Here is a 13699-nt window from a genome sequence, read left to right as displayed (position 1 = left end):
TCTGTGAAAGAGCCACCCATCGTCGGGTGGCTCTTTTGCGTTAACGCGACGCGATTTGACTTCCCCTCGGGACGGGCTATGGTCAGTGGTTACCGAACCCGCCAGCCGAAAGAGGGGAAGCGAGTCCATGTCTGGAAAGACACCGCAATCACGAGCCGGTAAGAAGGCTCCCCAGCTCTCACTCAAGGAGAAGAGAGCGGAGAAGCGCGCGAAGCGCGAGCCGGAGGCTTTCATCAAGCCCCGCAAGGGCGCATAGCGCCGAGTCGCACGCCGACAGGGCGCCGTGGCTGCCGTCGATCACGGTGCCACGGCGCCCTCGGCGTCTCACCGGCGGTCGTAGCCGAGCCTGCCGCGCAGAAGCTGCGCCGCCTCGAGCACGGCCGCATCCGGTCGCGTCTCCCGCTCGCCTTCCCAGGTGACGGCGACGGCGGCCACCGGCCACCCGGCATGGTCGTGTATCGCAGCCGCCACCGAACGGAAGCCGGGGGTGACCTCACCGTCCTCTTCCGCGATCCCGGCCTGACGCACCCGGCGAAGCACATCCCGCAGCTCGGACGGACGAGCGGGGCCACGGCTGGTGCGGTCGGTGAATGCACCGGCATCCGGATACAGTGCTCTCACCTGCGCCCGGGGGAGAGCGGCCAGCATCGCCCGCCCGGTGGCGGTCAGATGTGCGGGGAGCCGGACGCCGACGTCCGTGACCAGGGCGGGCCGGCGCGCGGCGCGCTCCTCGACGATGTAGAGCACGTCACGACCACTCATCACGGCGAGATGCGCGCTCTCGCCCAGCCGGTCCGCGAGGGCCGCGAGTACGGGGCGCCCCAGCCGGGCCAGCGGCTCCTGCCGAGCGTAGCCGCCGGCGAGCTCGAACGCGGTGGTGCCGAGGCCCCAGCGTCGCTCCTGCGGAAGATGCACGACGAAGCCGTGCTGCTCCAGGGTGGCGAGGAGGTGATAGACGGTGGAACGGGGAATGCCGAGGTCGCGCGCGAGCGCGGTCGCCGCGATCGGCGCCGGGCGTTGCGCGAGATGCCGCAGGATGCGCAGCGTCTGGTCGGCCGCCGGCACCTGCGGTCGGCCCACCCGGGCATCCGGAACGTCTGGGATCACAGACACAGTCTGGCATTCCGCACCCCTCCGCTGGGCGCGACAGTGTGGAATCGAGATATGCAGCCTTCCGCACCCGTGATCATCGGCGACGCACCCCTGTCGCCCGCCGAGGTCGTCGCCGTCGCCCGCCACCTCGCTCCGGTCGAGATCTCCGCCGCCGCTCGCGGACGCGTCGCCTCGGCACGGAGCGTCATCGACGGAATGGCCGCCGACCCGAATCCGCACTACGGGGTGTCGACCGGCTTCGGCGCACTGGCGACCACGTTCATCGCTCCCGAGCGGCGTCGCCAGCTGCAGCTCAGCCTGATCCGCTCGCATGCCGCCGGCACCGGTGCCGAGGTCGAGGACGAAGTGGTGCGCGCACTGCAGCTGCTTCGCCTTCAGACTCTGGCATCCGGGCACACCGGCGTGCGGCCGGTGCTCGTCGACACATACGCGGCCATGCTCAACGCGCGGATCACCCCGGTCGTGCGCGAGTACGGTTCGCTCGGGTGCTCGGGAGACCTCGCTCCGCTCGCGCACGTGGCGTTGGCGGCGATGGGCGAGGGCGACGTGCGCGGTGCCGACGGGCGGCTGATGCCCGCCGCCGACGCCCTCGCCGCGGTGGGGATCGCGCCCCTGACCCTCGTGGAGAAGGAGGGCCTCGCCCTCATCAACGGCACCGACGGCATGCTCGGGATGCTGGTGCTCGCCCTGCACGACCTGGAGATGCTCCTGACCACCGCCGACCTCGCCGCGGCGATGTCGATCGAGTCTCAGCTCGGCACCGACGCCGTGTTCGCCGCCGACCTGATGGCGCTGCGTCCGCAGACGGGCCAGGGCGTCTCGGCGGCGCACCTGCGGGCGTTCCTCGGCGACTCGCCCATGGTGCACAGCCACAAGGGCCCCGAGGACGGCCGCGTCCAGGACGCGTACTCGCTGCGCTGCTCCCCGCAGGTGCACGGTGCCGCCCGCGACACGATGGCGCACGCCGCCACCATCGCGCAGCGCGAACTGGCATCCGTCATCGACAATCCGGTGGTCACCTCCGACGGGCGAATCGAATCCAACGGCAACTTCCACGGTGCTCCCGTCGCCGCTGTGCTCGACTTCCTCGCCATCTCGGTCGCGGATGTGGCATCCGTGTCGGAGCGGCGCACCGACCGCGCGCTCGACCCCGCCCGCAGCCACGGACTGCCGCCGTTCCTCGCTCACGAGGTGGGTGTCGACTCCGGGCTGATGATCGCGCAGTACGCTGCCGCGGGCATCGTCTCCGAGCTGAAGCGGCTCGCCGTGCCCTCGTCGGTCGACTCCATCCCGTCGTCGGCGATGCAGGAGGATCACGTGTCGATGGGCTGGTCGGGCGCGCGCAAGCTGCGCCGGGCGATCGACGGCCTCGCGCGGGTGCTCGCCATCGAGATCATCACGGGTGCCCGGGCGCTCGATCTGCGAGCGCCACTGGAGGCGGGGCCGGCGACCGGCGCCGTGCGCGACCTCGTGCGCACCGTGGCCGCAGGGCCCGGACCCGACCACTTCCTCTCACCCGACATGGAGGCCGTGACCGAGCTCGTCCGCTCGGGCGCAGTCTCCCGCACCGCGAAGGAGCACGCGAATGTCTGACACCACACCGCTCGGGGCCACCCTGCACGACCCGGCGCGCGTCATCCGCGCGCCGCGCGGCAACGAGCGCACCGCGAAGAGCTGGGGCGCCGAGGCCGCCAAGCGGATGCTGATGAACAACCTCGACGCCGAGGTCGCCGAGCACCCCGAAGACCTGGTGGTCTACGGCGGCACGGGCCGCGCGGCACGCAGCTGGGAGGCGTACGACGCGATCGTCCGGACACTCGACGAGCTCGAGCCGGACGAGACGCTGCTCGTGCAATCCGGCAAGCCGGTCGGCGTGTTCCGCACCCATGAGTGGGCACCGCGTGTGCTGATCGCCAACTCGAACCTCGTCGGCGACTGGGCTACGTGGCCCGAGTTCCGCCGGCTCGAGTCGCTCGGCCTGATGATGTACGGCCAGATGACCGCGGGGTCGTGGATCTACATCGGCACCCAGGGCATCCTTCAGGGCACCTACGAGACCTTCGCCGCCGTCGCACGCTCGCTGGGCAAGGACTCGCTCAAGGGCACTCTCACCCTCACCGGCGGCGCCGGCGGCATGGGCGGTGCTCAGCCGCTCGCCGTCACGCTCAACGACGGTGTCGTGCTCATCGTCGACGTGGACGAGTCGCGCCTGTCGCGCCGCGTCGATCACGGCTACCTCGACGAGTACACCACCGACCTCGACGCCGCCGTGGCTCGCGTCATCGCCGCTAAGGAGGCAGGCGAGGCCCTGTCCGTCGGCGTCGTGGGCAACGCCGCCGAGGTGTTCCCCGAGCTGAAGCGCCGTCAGGATGCCGGGGAACTGACGATCGACGTCGTGACGGACCAGACCAGCGCGCACGACCCGCTCGCCTACCTGCCCATCGGCGTCTCGGTCGAGGACTGGAAGGCCGAGGCCGAGCGCGACCCCGAGGACTTCACCCGTCGCTCCCGAGAGGCGATGGCCGCTCATGTCGCCGCCATGGTCGCATTCCAGGATGCGGGTGCTGCCGTATTCGACTACGGCAACTCGATCCGCGCCGAGGCCGTGCTGGGCGGATTCGACCGGGCGTTCGAGTTCCCCGGATTCGTGCCTGCGTACATCCGCCCGCAGTTCGAAGAGGGCCGCGGACCCTTCCGCTGGGCTGCGCTCTCGGGCGACCCCGAGGACATCTACAAGACCGACCGTGCGATCGCCGAGCTGTTCCCCGAGGACAAGGCGCTGCACCGCTGGCTCGACAAGGCCGGAGAGAAGGTGCACTTCGAGGGCCTTCCCGCGCGCATCTGCTGGCTCGGCTACAAGGAGCGCCATCTGGCGGGCCTCAAGTTCAACGAGATGGTCGCCTCCGGTGAGCTGTCGGCGCCGATCGTCATCGGCCGCGACCACCTCGACTCCGGATCGGTCGCATCGCCCTACCGCGAGACCGAGGCCATGAAGGACGGCTCCGACGCGATCGCCGACTGGCCGCTGCTCAACGCTCTGCTGAACACGTCGTCGGGTGCGAGCTGGGTCTCGCTGCACCACGGCGGCGGCGTCGGGATCGGTCGCTCGATCCACGCCGGTCAGGTCACGGTCGCCGACGGCTCCGAGCTCGCCGCCGAGAAGCTCGAGCGCGTGCTGACGAACGACCCCGGCACCGGCGTCATGCGCCACGTCGACGCCGGCTACGAGCACGCCCGCGACATCGCTCGCGAGCGCGGACTCAAGGTGCCGATGCTGTGAGCAGCACGCTCATCACGAACATCGGGGAGCTGACGACCAACGTCGGCTCCCCGGTGGACCGGTTCGGCACCCTGGCCGACGCGGCCGTTCTCGTGGAGGACGGCCTGATCTCGTGGGTCGGTCCGTCGGCCGAAGCGCCCTCGGCCGATGAGAAGGTGGATGCCGGCGGCCGCGCCGTCATCCCCGGCTTCGTCGACAGTCACAGCCACATCGTCTTCGGCGGCGATCGAGCCGCGGAGTTCGAGGCTCGCATGGCCGGGCAAAAGTATGCCGCAGGCGGCATCCGCTCGACCGTCGCCGCCACCCGCGGTGCGACCGATGCCGAGCTGCGCGCCCGGGTGCGCGGATTTCTCGATGAGATGCTCGCCCAGGGCACCACGACCGTCGAGATCAAGAGCGGCTACGGCCTCGATGTCGCGACCGAGGCCCGCCTGGTGCGGCTCGCGGCGGAGACGACCGAGGAGGTCACCTATCTCGGGGCGCACGTCGTGCCGGCGGAGTACGCCGACCGGGGCGACGAGTACGTCGATCTCGTGGTCGGCGAGATGCTGGATGCCTGCGCACCGCACGCCAAGTGGATCGACGTGTTCTGCGAGACCGGAGCGTTCACCGTGGCGCAGTCGCGCCGCGTGCTCGAGGCCGGCATCGCGCGCGGGCTGAAGCCGCGCGTGCACGCCAGCCAGCTCGGCCCCGGAGAGGGCGTGCAGCTCGCGATCGAGCTCGGTGCCGCATCCGTCGATCACGGCACGTACCTGACCGACGACGACGTGACCGCGCTCGCCGCATCCGACACCGTCCTCACGCTGCTGCCCGGGGTGGAGTTCTCGACCCGGCAGCCGTATCCCGACGCGCGTCGCCTGATCGACGCGGGTGTGACGGTCGCGATCGCGTGCGACACCAACCCCGGCTCGAGCTTCACCTCGTCGATGCCGTTCTGCATCGCGGTCGCGGTGCGTGACATGGGCATGACGCCTGCCGAGGCGGTCTGGGCGGCGACGGCCGGGGGAGCGGCAGCCCTGCAGCGCTCTGACATCGGCATGATCGCGTCGGGCAGGCGCGCCGACCTCGTGCTGCTGGACGCACCGACCCGGGTTCATCTTGCGTACCGCCCCGGGGTGCCGCTGGTGAAGACGGTCTGGAAGGACGGCGTCGCGGTCCGCTGACGCGACGCGACGATTCAGGAGGACGACATGGCACTCTCACACGACGAGCTCTGGCCGCGGGCCGGGTCCTGGCCTGCACCCGTTGCGGGCGAGAAGGTGGACGCGGCGATCATCGGCATCCCGACCTGGCGCACGTCGCTGTCGCCGACCGGAGCGCACGCGACTCCGGCGGCGATCCGCGACGCGCTGCCGCGCTACAGCGCCACGCTCATGGGTCCGCCGGTCGTCGACCTCGACGAGGCGCTGCACATCGTCGACGCCGGCGACGTGCACGAGCCCGACGGCGATGAAGGCATCGAGCGCGCCGTCGCGACAGTGCGTGAGCTCGCGGAGCAGGCGCGGCTGGTGATCGCCCTCGGGGGTGACAACTCGCTCACCTACCCCGTCGCCCGCGGTGCCGGAGCCGACGGGCTGATCACGCTGGACGCCCACTTCGACCTGCGCGACGGCGTCTCCAACGGCTCACCCGTGCGTCGCCTGGTGCAGGACGCACCGGAGGTCGAGCGCGTCGATCCGACGCGCATCGTGCAGATCGGCATCGCCGACTTCGCGAACTCCGGCGCCTACGCCCGGCGCGCAGCCGACTGGGGCATCCGGGTGATCAGCCTCGACGAGGTGCGCGAGAAGGGCATCCGCGCGGTTGTGGCCGAGGCGCTCGCGATCGCGGGGGCGGGGTCGCGCATCCACCTCGACGTCGACGTCGACGTCGTCGACCGCTCGATGGCGCCGGGTTGCCCGGCGAGCGTGCCGGGTGGCCTCGCCGCGGGGGAGCTGCGCGCGCTGGTGCGCGCGATCGCGGCGGACTCGCGGGTGGTCAGCGCCGACATCGCCGAGGTCGACGCCACGGCGGATGCCGACGACGCACGCACCGTGCGCCTCGCAGCGCTCTGCGTGCTGGAGCTGCTCGCCGGGCTCGCCTCCCGCTGACGCGGTCCGGCGCGCCGCGCGGTCCCGCCGAGAAACCACATTCCGGTGATGCACCACGCCAGCGGGTGTTTCTCGTGCCCGAAATGGTTTCTCGCTGGCGTCGCGGAGCCGGCACCGGCTGAGGGGCGTACCGTGGAGGCATGGCTCGAATCGTGATCTTCGGCGGCCACGGCAAGGTGGCTCTCCTGCTCGCCCCTCTTCTCTCGACTCGCGGTGACGAGGTGACCGCCGTGATCCGCAACCCCGACCACGCCGACGACGTGCGGGCGGCCGGCGCGGAGCCGGTTGTGTTCGATGTGGAGCAGCAGGATCGTGCGGCGATCGCCGCGCTGCTCGCAGGGCACGACGCCGTGGTCTGGTCGGCCGGCGCCGGCGGCGGAGACGCCGCGCGCACCCGCGCCGTCGATCGCGACGCCGCCGTGCGATCGATGGATGCGGCGGCCGACGCGGGGGTGCGGCGCTACGTGATGGTGTCGTACTTCGGCGCATCGCCCGACCACGGCGTCCCGGCCGATAACCCGTTCCACACCTACGCCGAGGCGAAGGCGGCGGCCGACGAGCACCTGCGGGCATCCGGGCTCGACTGGACGATCCTCGGGCCGAGCAGCCTCACCCTCGGTGAGGCGACCGGGCGCATCGACGTCACCGCCGACGAGTCGCGTGAGGTGTCGCGCGCAGACGTCGCGCAGGTGATCGCCGAGACGCTGCGTGAGGATTCGACCGTTCGCCGCACCATCCGGTTCAACGCCGGCGACCAGCCGATCGCCGACGCGCTCCGCGCCTGACCTCGGTTCCCGACCGGCTCAACCGAGGCCGACCGGGATCAGGGCATGCGCGATCGCGTAGATCGCGAGCCCCGCGAGGGCGCCGACCACGGTGCCGTTCAGGCGGATGTACTGCAGGTCGCGCCCGACCATGAGCTCGATCTTCTCGGTCGTCTCGGCGGGATCCCACTTCTCGACGGTGTCGGTGATGATCGAGGCGATGTCGTGCCGGTACCGGTCGACGAGGAAGACCGCGGCGTCGGTCGCCCAGCCGTCGACGCGCGCCTGCAGCGCAGGCTCGGTGGCCAGGCGGTCGCCGATCTCGGCCACTGCCTGCGACGCGCGCACCCGCAGACCGCTCTGCGGGTCGGCGAGGGCGGCGAGCAGGCCGGCCTTCGCGGTGTTCCACAGCTGCGCCGCGAGCTCGCCGACGCGCGGGCTGTCGAACAGGTTCGACTTCGCGCTCTCGAGCCGCCCGCGCAGCGCCGGGTCGTGCTGCAGACCGTCCGCGAGCCGAACCAGGTATCCGTCGATGGCGAGGCGGGCCGGATGCCGGGGATCGGCGTGCACGGCACGCACGAACTTCAGCGCCTCGGAGTACGCCGTCTCGTCGACGAAACGATGCGCGAGTTTGGGCACCCAGCCCGGAAGCCGGCGCGAGATCAGCCCCTGGAAGGCGGCGGCGTTGTTCTCGAGCCACGACCCGATGCTGTCGACCGCCAGGTCGACGGCGCTGCGGTGCGCATCGGTCTCGACGATCCGCTGCAGCCAGCCTCCCGCGGTGGGCGCCCAGTCCGGCTCGATGAGGTGCTCACGGGCGAGATCGGCGATGAGGCCCTGCACGTCGTCGTCGCTGAGGGCGTGCAGCACGGCGGTGGCCGCGGTCGACGCCTCGGCCGTCACGCGCTCGGCGTGCGCGGGCACGCGCAGCCAGTCGCCGAACCGCTGCGCGAGCGCGGTGCGCGAGAGCTTGTCGCGCACGACCTCGCTCGCCAGGAAGTTCGTCTCGATGAACTCGCCGAGCGTGCGGCCGATCTCGTCCTTGCGGTTGGGGATGATCGCGGTGTGCGGGATCGGCAGGCCGAGCGGACGGCGGAACAGCGCGGTCACGGCGAACCAGTCGGCGAGAGCGCCGACCATGCCGCCCTCGGCGGCCGCGCGGACGTACCCGAGCCACGGATGCCTGGATTCGAGCCAGAACGAGATGACGAAGACGATCGCCATGAAGAGCAGCGCGCCGAGGGCCACGGCCTTCATGCGGCGCAGGCTCTGCAGTCGCTCCTGATCGGCGGGCGAGAGCAGCGCCATCGGTGTTCGCGACATGCCGACATCCTTTCACGGTGACTAGGCTCGAAGGGTGATCGACGACATCAAGAAGCGTGCCCTGCACCGCACCAGCATCCTCGAAGGTCAGCTGCGCGGCATCGCACGGATGATCGAGAACGAGGAGTACTGCATGGACATCATCACGCAGTCCCGTGCCGTGCAGCGCTCACTGGAATCCCTCAATCGCCTGCTGCTCGAGAATCATCTGCGCACGCACGTCACGCACATGTTCGAACAGGGTGGCGACGAGCGCGAGACGGCGGTCGATGAGCTCTTGAAGGCCTTCGACTTCGACCGGAAGTAGACCATATCCGCAGCGACGGGTTTGGTTCACAACGGATATCGTCGCTGATCTGATCACCTTCTTCGCTTTTCGCTATACCTCCCCGCGTGACTGTGCTTGACTGACGCTAGTCAGAACTCAACGTGGCGGTTCCATGGCACAGCCCGCACCCGCGGCCCCCACCCCGGCCCCAGCCCCGGCCGCTGAGCCCGGCACCGGCGGCGTCGACATCATCGGGGTCACCAAGCACTACGGTGACGCCACCGCCGTCGACGACCTGTCGCTGCCGATCAAGCCGGGGAGTTCCTGTCGCTGCTCGGACCGTCGGGCTGCGGCAAGACCACGACGCTGCGCATGATCGCCGGTTTCGAGCATCCCGACAGCGGCGACATCCGCATCTCGGGCCGCAGCGTCCTCGGCCTGCCGCCGCACCGCCGCGAGGTGAACACGGTCTTCCAGGCCTACGCGCTGTTCCCGCACATGACCGTCGCCGAGAACGTCGCCTACGGTCTGCAGCAGCGCCGGGTGCCGAAGGCGAAGCAGCGGGAGCGCGTGATCGCCGCCCTCGACATGGTGCAGCTGCGTCGTTTCGCAGACCGCAAGCCCACCATGCTCTCCGGCGGTCAGCAGCAGCGCATCGCCCTGTCGCGCGCACTCATCAACCGGCCCAGCGTGCTGCTGCTCGACGAGCCGCTCGCCGCGCTCGACCGGCAGCTGCGAGAGGAGATGCAGGTCGAGCTGAAGCTGCTGCAGTCCCGGCTCGGCACGACGTTCGTCTTCGTCACCCACGACCGAGAACTTCACGGCGTCGATGCTCGAACCGTACTGCGACGGGCACGGGCATCCCACCGAGAACGCCGGCATCTCGTTCGTCGAGCCGCAGGTGCTGAACGAGGCGGCCGCGCGGCTGGACGCGCTCGGCTTCACGCTGCACTTCCATGCGATCGGCGACCGCGCCGTGCGCGAGTGCCTCGACGCCGTCGAGACGGCGCTGCGTCGCAACGGCCCGCGCGGCAACCCGCACCACATCTCGCACATCCAGGTGGTGCACCCCGACGACGTGCCGCGTTTCCGCCGACTCGGTGTGACGGCCAACATGCAGATGCTCTGGGCCACGCTCGAGCCGCAGATGATCGACCTCACCCTGCCGTTCCTCGGCGAGCGGCGCTCGAGCTGGCAGTACCCGTTCGGCGACCTGCTGCGCTCGGGCGCCGCGCTCGCCGCGGGCAGCGACTGGTCGGTCTCGACACCCGATCCGCTGGCGGCGATCCACACGGCCGTCAACCGGCGCTCCGCTCCCTCGGAGTGGGAGGGCGACTACCCGCCGTTCCTGCCCGAGCAGGCCATCGACCTCGGCACCGCGCTGCAGGCGTACACCGCCGGGTCGGCGCGGGTGAACAGCCTGCCTGAGACGGGTGTCATCCGAGTGGGCATGCTGGCCGATCTCGCGCTGCTCGACCGCGACCCCTTCGAGGGTGACCCGGAGCAGATCGGCCAGACGCGCGTTCTCGGGACCTGGGTCGAGGGCGTGCGCGTCTTCGCGGCCTGATCGGGGCGGACCCTCAGATCTCGATCGGGCCCAGCCACGCGGACGCGGCCGTCGAGTGCGCCGACTCCGGGTCGGACGGGTGGAACATGCCGGCGAGCACGTCACGGTACAGTCGCGACAGCTCGTTCGAGGAGAAGTACGAGCTGCCGCCGGCGACGAGCATTGCCTCGTCGACGACCTGCTTCGCCATCACGACCGCGCGGTGCTTCAGCCCCGACAGCAGCGTGAACCAGCGCGCGCCGTGGTCGGCGCTGTCGTCGACGTCGCGCGCGAGCGCGGCGATTTGCGGCGGGAGGGCGTCGTACGCCATTGCCATCTCGGCGATCCGCCACCGGATGTCGGGATCCTGGCTGTAAGTCGTCCCGGTCTTCTTCGAACGGCGCGCCTTCGCGGCGCCGACAGCGAGGTCGAGTCCGCGCCGGGCGATGCCGGTGTACACCGATGCCATCAGGATCTCGAAGACGCTGAAGACGCCGAACACGATCGGGTCCGGGTTCGGACCGGGATCGATGCGGCGCACCACGTGCTCGGGCGCCGCGACTGCGCCGTCCAGTCGCGTGGTGCGACTCTGCGTGCCGCGCATGCCGAGGGTGTCCCAGTCGTCGCTCGTGGTCACGGCGTCCGTGCGGTCGATGAACGCGAACACGAGCTTCGGGGCATCCGGGCTCGTGGTGTCGAGACCGTGCAGCCCGAGCTTCGTCCACACCGGGGCGAGGGAGGTGAAGATCTTGGTGCCCGTGAAGGCGTAGCCACCGTCACTCTGCGGCACGGCATCCGTGTCGCTGCCGAACAGCACCAGATCGTTGCCGCCCTCGCTTATGCCGAACGCGAAGACGTCGCCGGCGACGGCGCCGTCCTGCACGAACCCCAGCCCCGGCACGCCGCGGTCGCTGAACACCTTCGCCACACCCGTCCACACCAGGTGCATGTTTATTGCCAGCGCGGTGGCGGGCGCCGCGCACGCCAGGCGCTGCTGCAGCGCCGCCGCCTCGACGAGGCCGAGGCCGGCACCGCCGCGCTCGCGCGGCACGAGGATCGACAGGTACCCGGCCTCGCGCAGCTCGTCGAGATCCTGCTGCGGGAAGGTGTTCTCCCGATCATGCACCGCCGCCCGCTCGCGGATGCGCTCGAGCAGATCGTCGGGCAGATGACGGGCGGGATCGAATGCGCTCACGAGAGGGCCTCCAGGATCTGCCGGATCGTCTCTTCGGGGCGATCGCGGTGGGGTGAGTGACCTGCGTCGGGCACGACCGACATGGTGATGTGCGGATTCGCGAGCACCGACTCGGCCAGGTCGCCGGTGAACAGGCTGTAGACCTCGGGGTCGGCTCCCACGATGTGGGTCGGGATGTCGAGCTGCGCTGCCTGCGCGCGCACGTCCCACGGCTGGTTCTGCGCGCTGGTCTGCTCGACGGCCCACCGGCTGGCCCGAAGCACGGCATCCACCTTCAGCTCCACGTCCTGCGGGTGCCAGTCGGGATGCTCTGCGCGCACCGAGTCGATGTCGGGCGCCGCGAAGGCGCGCTTCTGGCTGCGGCGGATGATCCCCTCGTCGCGCCCGGCGACATGGATCGCCGGATCGATCAGCACGAGGCGCCTCGCCCATCCGGATGCCGTGGTCGCGGCGACCACGGTCGAGGCGCCGCCCAGCGAGTGACCGATCACGGCATCCCATTCGCCGCCGCCCTCCGGGCGGGCGGCTGCGACGTCGGCGCCGTAGGCGGCGACCGAGTAGTCGAGCGCGCGAGGCGCGTCGCCGTGACCGCGCAGGTCGACCGCGGTGGCCTGCCACCCGGCATCCGCCAGCGCGGCGCCGATGCGCCACATCAGGGCGGCGGACGAGCCCAGGCCGTGGACGAGCAGGGCGCGGCGGGGGCCGTCGCCCCACACCAGACGAGGGAGGGTGAGCGGTGCAGGCACGCGACCAGCCTAGATGCGAGCGGTCTGGATCGGCTCGGTGTCGGGATAGGGAGAGGGGTCGCGGTGACGCAGGTCGGGGAACGCGCGGACGAACACGATCGAGACGACCAGACCGACGAAGGCGAACAGGGCTGCCGCGAGATACGCGCCCGTCGGACCGGACTGGTCGATGAGGATGCCGGCCACCGCCGACCCCGCGGCGGCGCCGATCAGCTGCCCGGTGCCCGCCCAGCCGAACGCCTCGGCCGTCTCGCTGAACTTCACGCTGGCGGTGGTGATCGCGAAGAGCACCGCCAGAGCGGGGGCGATGCCGACGCCGGCGAGCACCAGGGTGCCGCCGAGCCAGAAGATGTTCAACGACACCATCGTCAGGCCCAGACCGATCGTCACGATGAGCAGGCGGCGCGCCATCGCCCACGGGCCGATCGGGATGTGCCCGAAGGCCAGGCCGCCCACCAGGCTGCCGACCGAGAACACCGCCAGCACGAGTCCGGCTTCGAGTCCGCCGTGCCCGAAGGTCGCGACGACGCCCACCTCGACCGCCGAGCAGGCGCCGATGAGCAGGAAGCCGATGACCGTCGCGAGCATCACCGGGGGCTTGAGCACCACGCGCCCGAACGCACGACGGCTGCGTGGGATGCGCACACGACCCACCTCGGGGGAGAGGATGAACCACGCCCCGCCGAGCACGAGGATCGCCGCGACCAGCAGCAGTCCCTGCACCGTTCCGATCTGCGTGGAGACGACGGTGATGACCACCGGTGCGACGATCCAGATGATCTCCTGCAGCGATGCGTCGAGCGAGAAGAGCGGAGTGAGCTGACCGGCGTTGACGAGCTTGGGGTAGATGGTGCGCACGGCCGCCTGCACGGGCGGGGTCGACAGTCCCGCGAGCAGGGCGAAGACCATGTAGCCGGGCAGGCTGAGCGGGAGCAGCGCGAGACCGAGCACGGCGAGCACGCAGACGATGAGGGTGAGGGCGAGCACGCGGCGCATGCCCCACGCGCCCATCCAGCGGCTCGTCACGGGGCCGGCGACGGCCTGGCCGACCGAGGCTGCCGCGAGCACGATGCCGGCCGCGCCGTACGATCCGGTCTGCTGCTCGACATGCAAGAGGATCGCCAGGCTCGTCATGCCATTGGGGAAGCGCGCCACGAGCTGCGCGGCGATCATCCGCGACACGCCGGGGGTGCGAAGAAGGTCCCGATATCCCGCCACCAGAGAAGGCTATCCGGCCGTCGACGCCGGACGCGATGAGGTGCGACGGCGACACGCCGCGACACGCCGAGCACCCCTCTCCACAGGAAATCGAGTGTCGGTGGGCGGGCGTAGCGTCCTGCCTGTGGATGGATTCGGATGCGGGTCGGCAGACCC

At 70.8% G+C, this 13699-nt stretch carries 12 protein-coding genes and 1 pseudogene; 8 read left to right on the top strand and 5 right to left on the bottom strand.

What is annotated here, in order from left to right:
* Positions 1 to 324: 324 nt before the first annotated feature.
* A complete protein-coding gene (locus tag V2S04_RS13525; RefSeq protein WP_413638987.1) occupies positions 325 to 1113 on the bottom strand; it encodes an IclR family transcriptional regulator in 789 nt (262 codons plus the stop codon).
* A gap of 51 nt (positions 1114 to 1164) precedes the next feature.
* Here V2S04_RS13525 and hutH point away from each other — a divergent pair, with 51 nt between their 5' ends.
* The 5 genes from hutH to V2S04_RS13500 all read left to right on the top strand — a co-directional run bounded on the left by hutH (position 1165) and on the right by V2S04_RS13500 (position 7268).
* On the top strand, positions 1165 to 2706 hold the full coding sequence (gene hutH / locus V2S04_RS13520; RefSeq protein WP_413638985.1) for a histidine ammonia-lyase: 1542 nt from the start codon (positions 1165 to 1167) through the stop codon (positions 2704 to 2706).
* Positions 2699 to 4393, top strand: coding sequence for a urocanate hydratase (gene hutU, locus V2S04_RS13515; protein WP_413638983.1), 1695 nt, complete (start codon positions 2699 to 2701; stop codon positions 4391 to 4393). The genes hutH and hutU overlap by 8 nt, the downstream gene beginning before the upstream one ends.
* The gene (gene hutI, locus V2S04_RS13510; protein WP_340088803.1) at positions 4390 to 5556 is read left to right on the top strand and encodes an imidazolonepropionase; all 1167 of its coding nucleotides are present in this window, start codon (positions 4390 to 4392) and stop codon (positions 5554 to 5556) included. The genes hutU and hutI overlap by 4 nt, the downstream gene beginning before the upstream one ends.
* A 27-nt stretch (positions 5557 to 5583) precedes the next feature.
* Positions 5584 to 6483: an arginase family protein gene (locus tag V2S04_RS13505; protein ID WP_413638981.1), complete on the top strand. Its 900-nt coding sequence runs from the start codon at positions 5584 to 5586 to the stop codon at positions 6481 to 6483.
* 140 nt (positions 6484 to 6623) lie between these two features.
* The gene (locus V2S04_RS13500) at positions 6624 to 7268 is read left to right on the top strand and encodes an SDR family oxidoreductase (protein ID WP_340088806.1); all 645 of its coding nucleotides are present in this window, start codon (positions 6624 to 6626) and stop codon (positions 7266 to 7268) included.
* A gap of 18 nt (positions 7269 to 7286) precedes the next feature.
* On the opposite strand, the gene V2S04_RS13495 is transcribed toward V2S04_RS13500, so the two are convergent.
* Positions 7287 to 8570, bottom strand: a complete 1284-nt coding sequence (locus tag V2S04_RS13495) for a DUF445 domain-containing protein (protein WP_413638978.1) — start codon at positions 8568 to 8570, stop codon at positions 7287 to 7289.
* Between the two features lie 34 nt (positions 8571 to 8604).
* On the opposite strand from V2S04_RS13495, the gene V2S04_RS13490 reads away from it, so the two are divergent.
* The 3 genes and pseudogenes from V2S04_RS13490 to V2S04_RS13480 all read left to right on the top strand — a co-directional run bounded on the left by V2S04_RS13490 (position 8605) and on the right by V2S04_RS13480 (position 10405).
* Entirely contained in the window at positions 8605 to 8877 is a 273-nt protein-coding gene (locus V2S04_RS13490; protein ID WP_099196194.1) for a metal-sensitive transcriptional regulator, read from the top strand.
* A 333-nt stretch (positions 8878 to 9210) separates the two neighbouring features.
* Positions 9211 to 9495, top strand: a pseudogene (locus V2S04_RS13485) (ATP-binding cassette domain-containing protein); the annotation flags it as partial.
* A gap of 172 nt (positions 9496 to 9667) precedes the next feature.
* Positions 9668 to 10405, top strand: a complete 738-nt coding sequence (locus V2S04_RS13480) for an amidohydrolase (RefSeq protein ID WP_413638976.1) — start codon at positions 9668 to 9670, stop codon at positions 10403 to 10405.
* A gap of 13 nt (positions 10406 to 10418) precedes the next feature.
* On the opposite strand, the gene V2S04_RS13475 is transcribed toward V2S04_RS13480, so the two are convergent.
* The 3 genes from V2S04_RS13475 to V2S04_RS13465 are packed head-to-tail and all read right to left on the bottom strand — an operon-like array spanning position 10419 to position 13543.
* Positions 10419 to 11579 carry an acyl-CoA dehydrogenase family protein gene (locus V2S04_RS13475; protein WP_413638974.1) on the bottom strand — a complete coding sequence of 387 codons (1161 nt, stop codon included), beginning with the start codon at positions 11577 to 11579 and terminating at the stop codon, positions 10419 to 10421.
* Entirely contained in the window at positions 11576 to 12325 is a 750-nt protein-coding gene (locus tag V2S04_RS13470; RefSeq protein WP_413638972.1) for an alpha/beta fold hydrolase, read from the bottom strand. The genes V2S04_RS13475 and V2S04_RS13470 overlap by 4 nt, the downstream gene beginning before the upstream one ends.
* 9 nt (positions 12326 to 12334) lie before the next feature.
* Entirely contained in the window at positions 12335 to 13543 is a 1209-nt protein-coding gene (locus V2S04_RS13465; protein ID WP_413638970.1) for an MFS transporter, read from the bottom strand.
* Between the last annotated feature and the right edge of the window lie 156 nt (positions 13544 to 13699).

The organism is Microbacterium sp. OR21 (assembly GCF_047306785.1).
Lineage (GTDB): Bacteria > Actinomycetota > Actinomycetes > Actinomycetales > Microbacteriaceae > Microbacterium > Microbacterium esteraromaticum_E.
This window is presented reverse-complemented; position numbering and strand designations above follow the sequence as displayed.

What these genes read in the sequence shown, in the direction of transcription:
- hutH (WP_413638985.1), top strand. Translation starts at nt 1,165, where the DNA reads ATGCAGCCTTCCGCACCCGTGATCATCGGCGACGCACCCCTGTCGCCC.
- hutU (WP_413638983.1), top strand. Translation starts at nt 2,699, where the DNA reads ATGTCTGACACCACACCGCTCGGGGCCACCCTGCACGACCCGGCGCGC.
- V2S04_RS13505 (WP_413638981.1), top strand. Translation starts at nt 5,584, where the DNA reads ATGGCACTCTCACACGACGAGCTCTGGCCGCGGGCCGGGTCCTGGCCT.
- V2S04_RS13500 (WP_340088806.1), top strand. Translation starts at nt 6,624, where the DNA reads ATGGCTCGAATCGTGATCTTCGGCGGCCACGGCAAGGTGGCTCTCCTG.
- V2S04_RS13495 (WP_413638978.1), bottom strand. Translation starts at nt 8,570, where the DNA reads ATGTCGCGAACACCGATGGCGCTGCTCTCGCCCGCCGATCAGGAGCGA.
- V2S04_RS13480 (WP_413638976.1), top strand. Translation starts at nt 9,668, where the DNA reads ATGCTCGAACCGTACTGCGACGGGCACGGGCATCCCACCGAGAACGCC.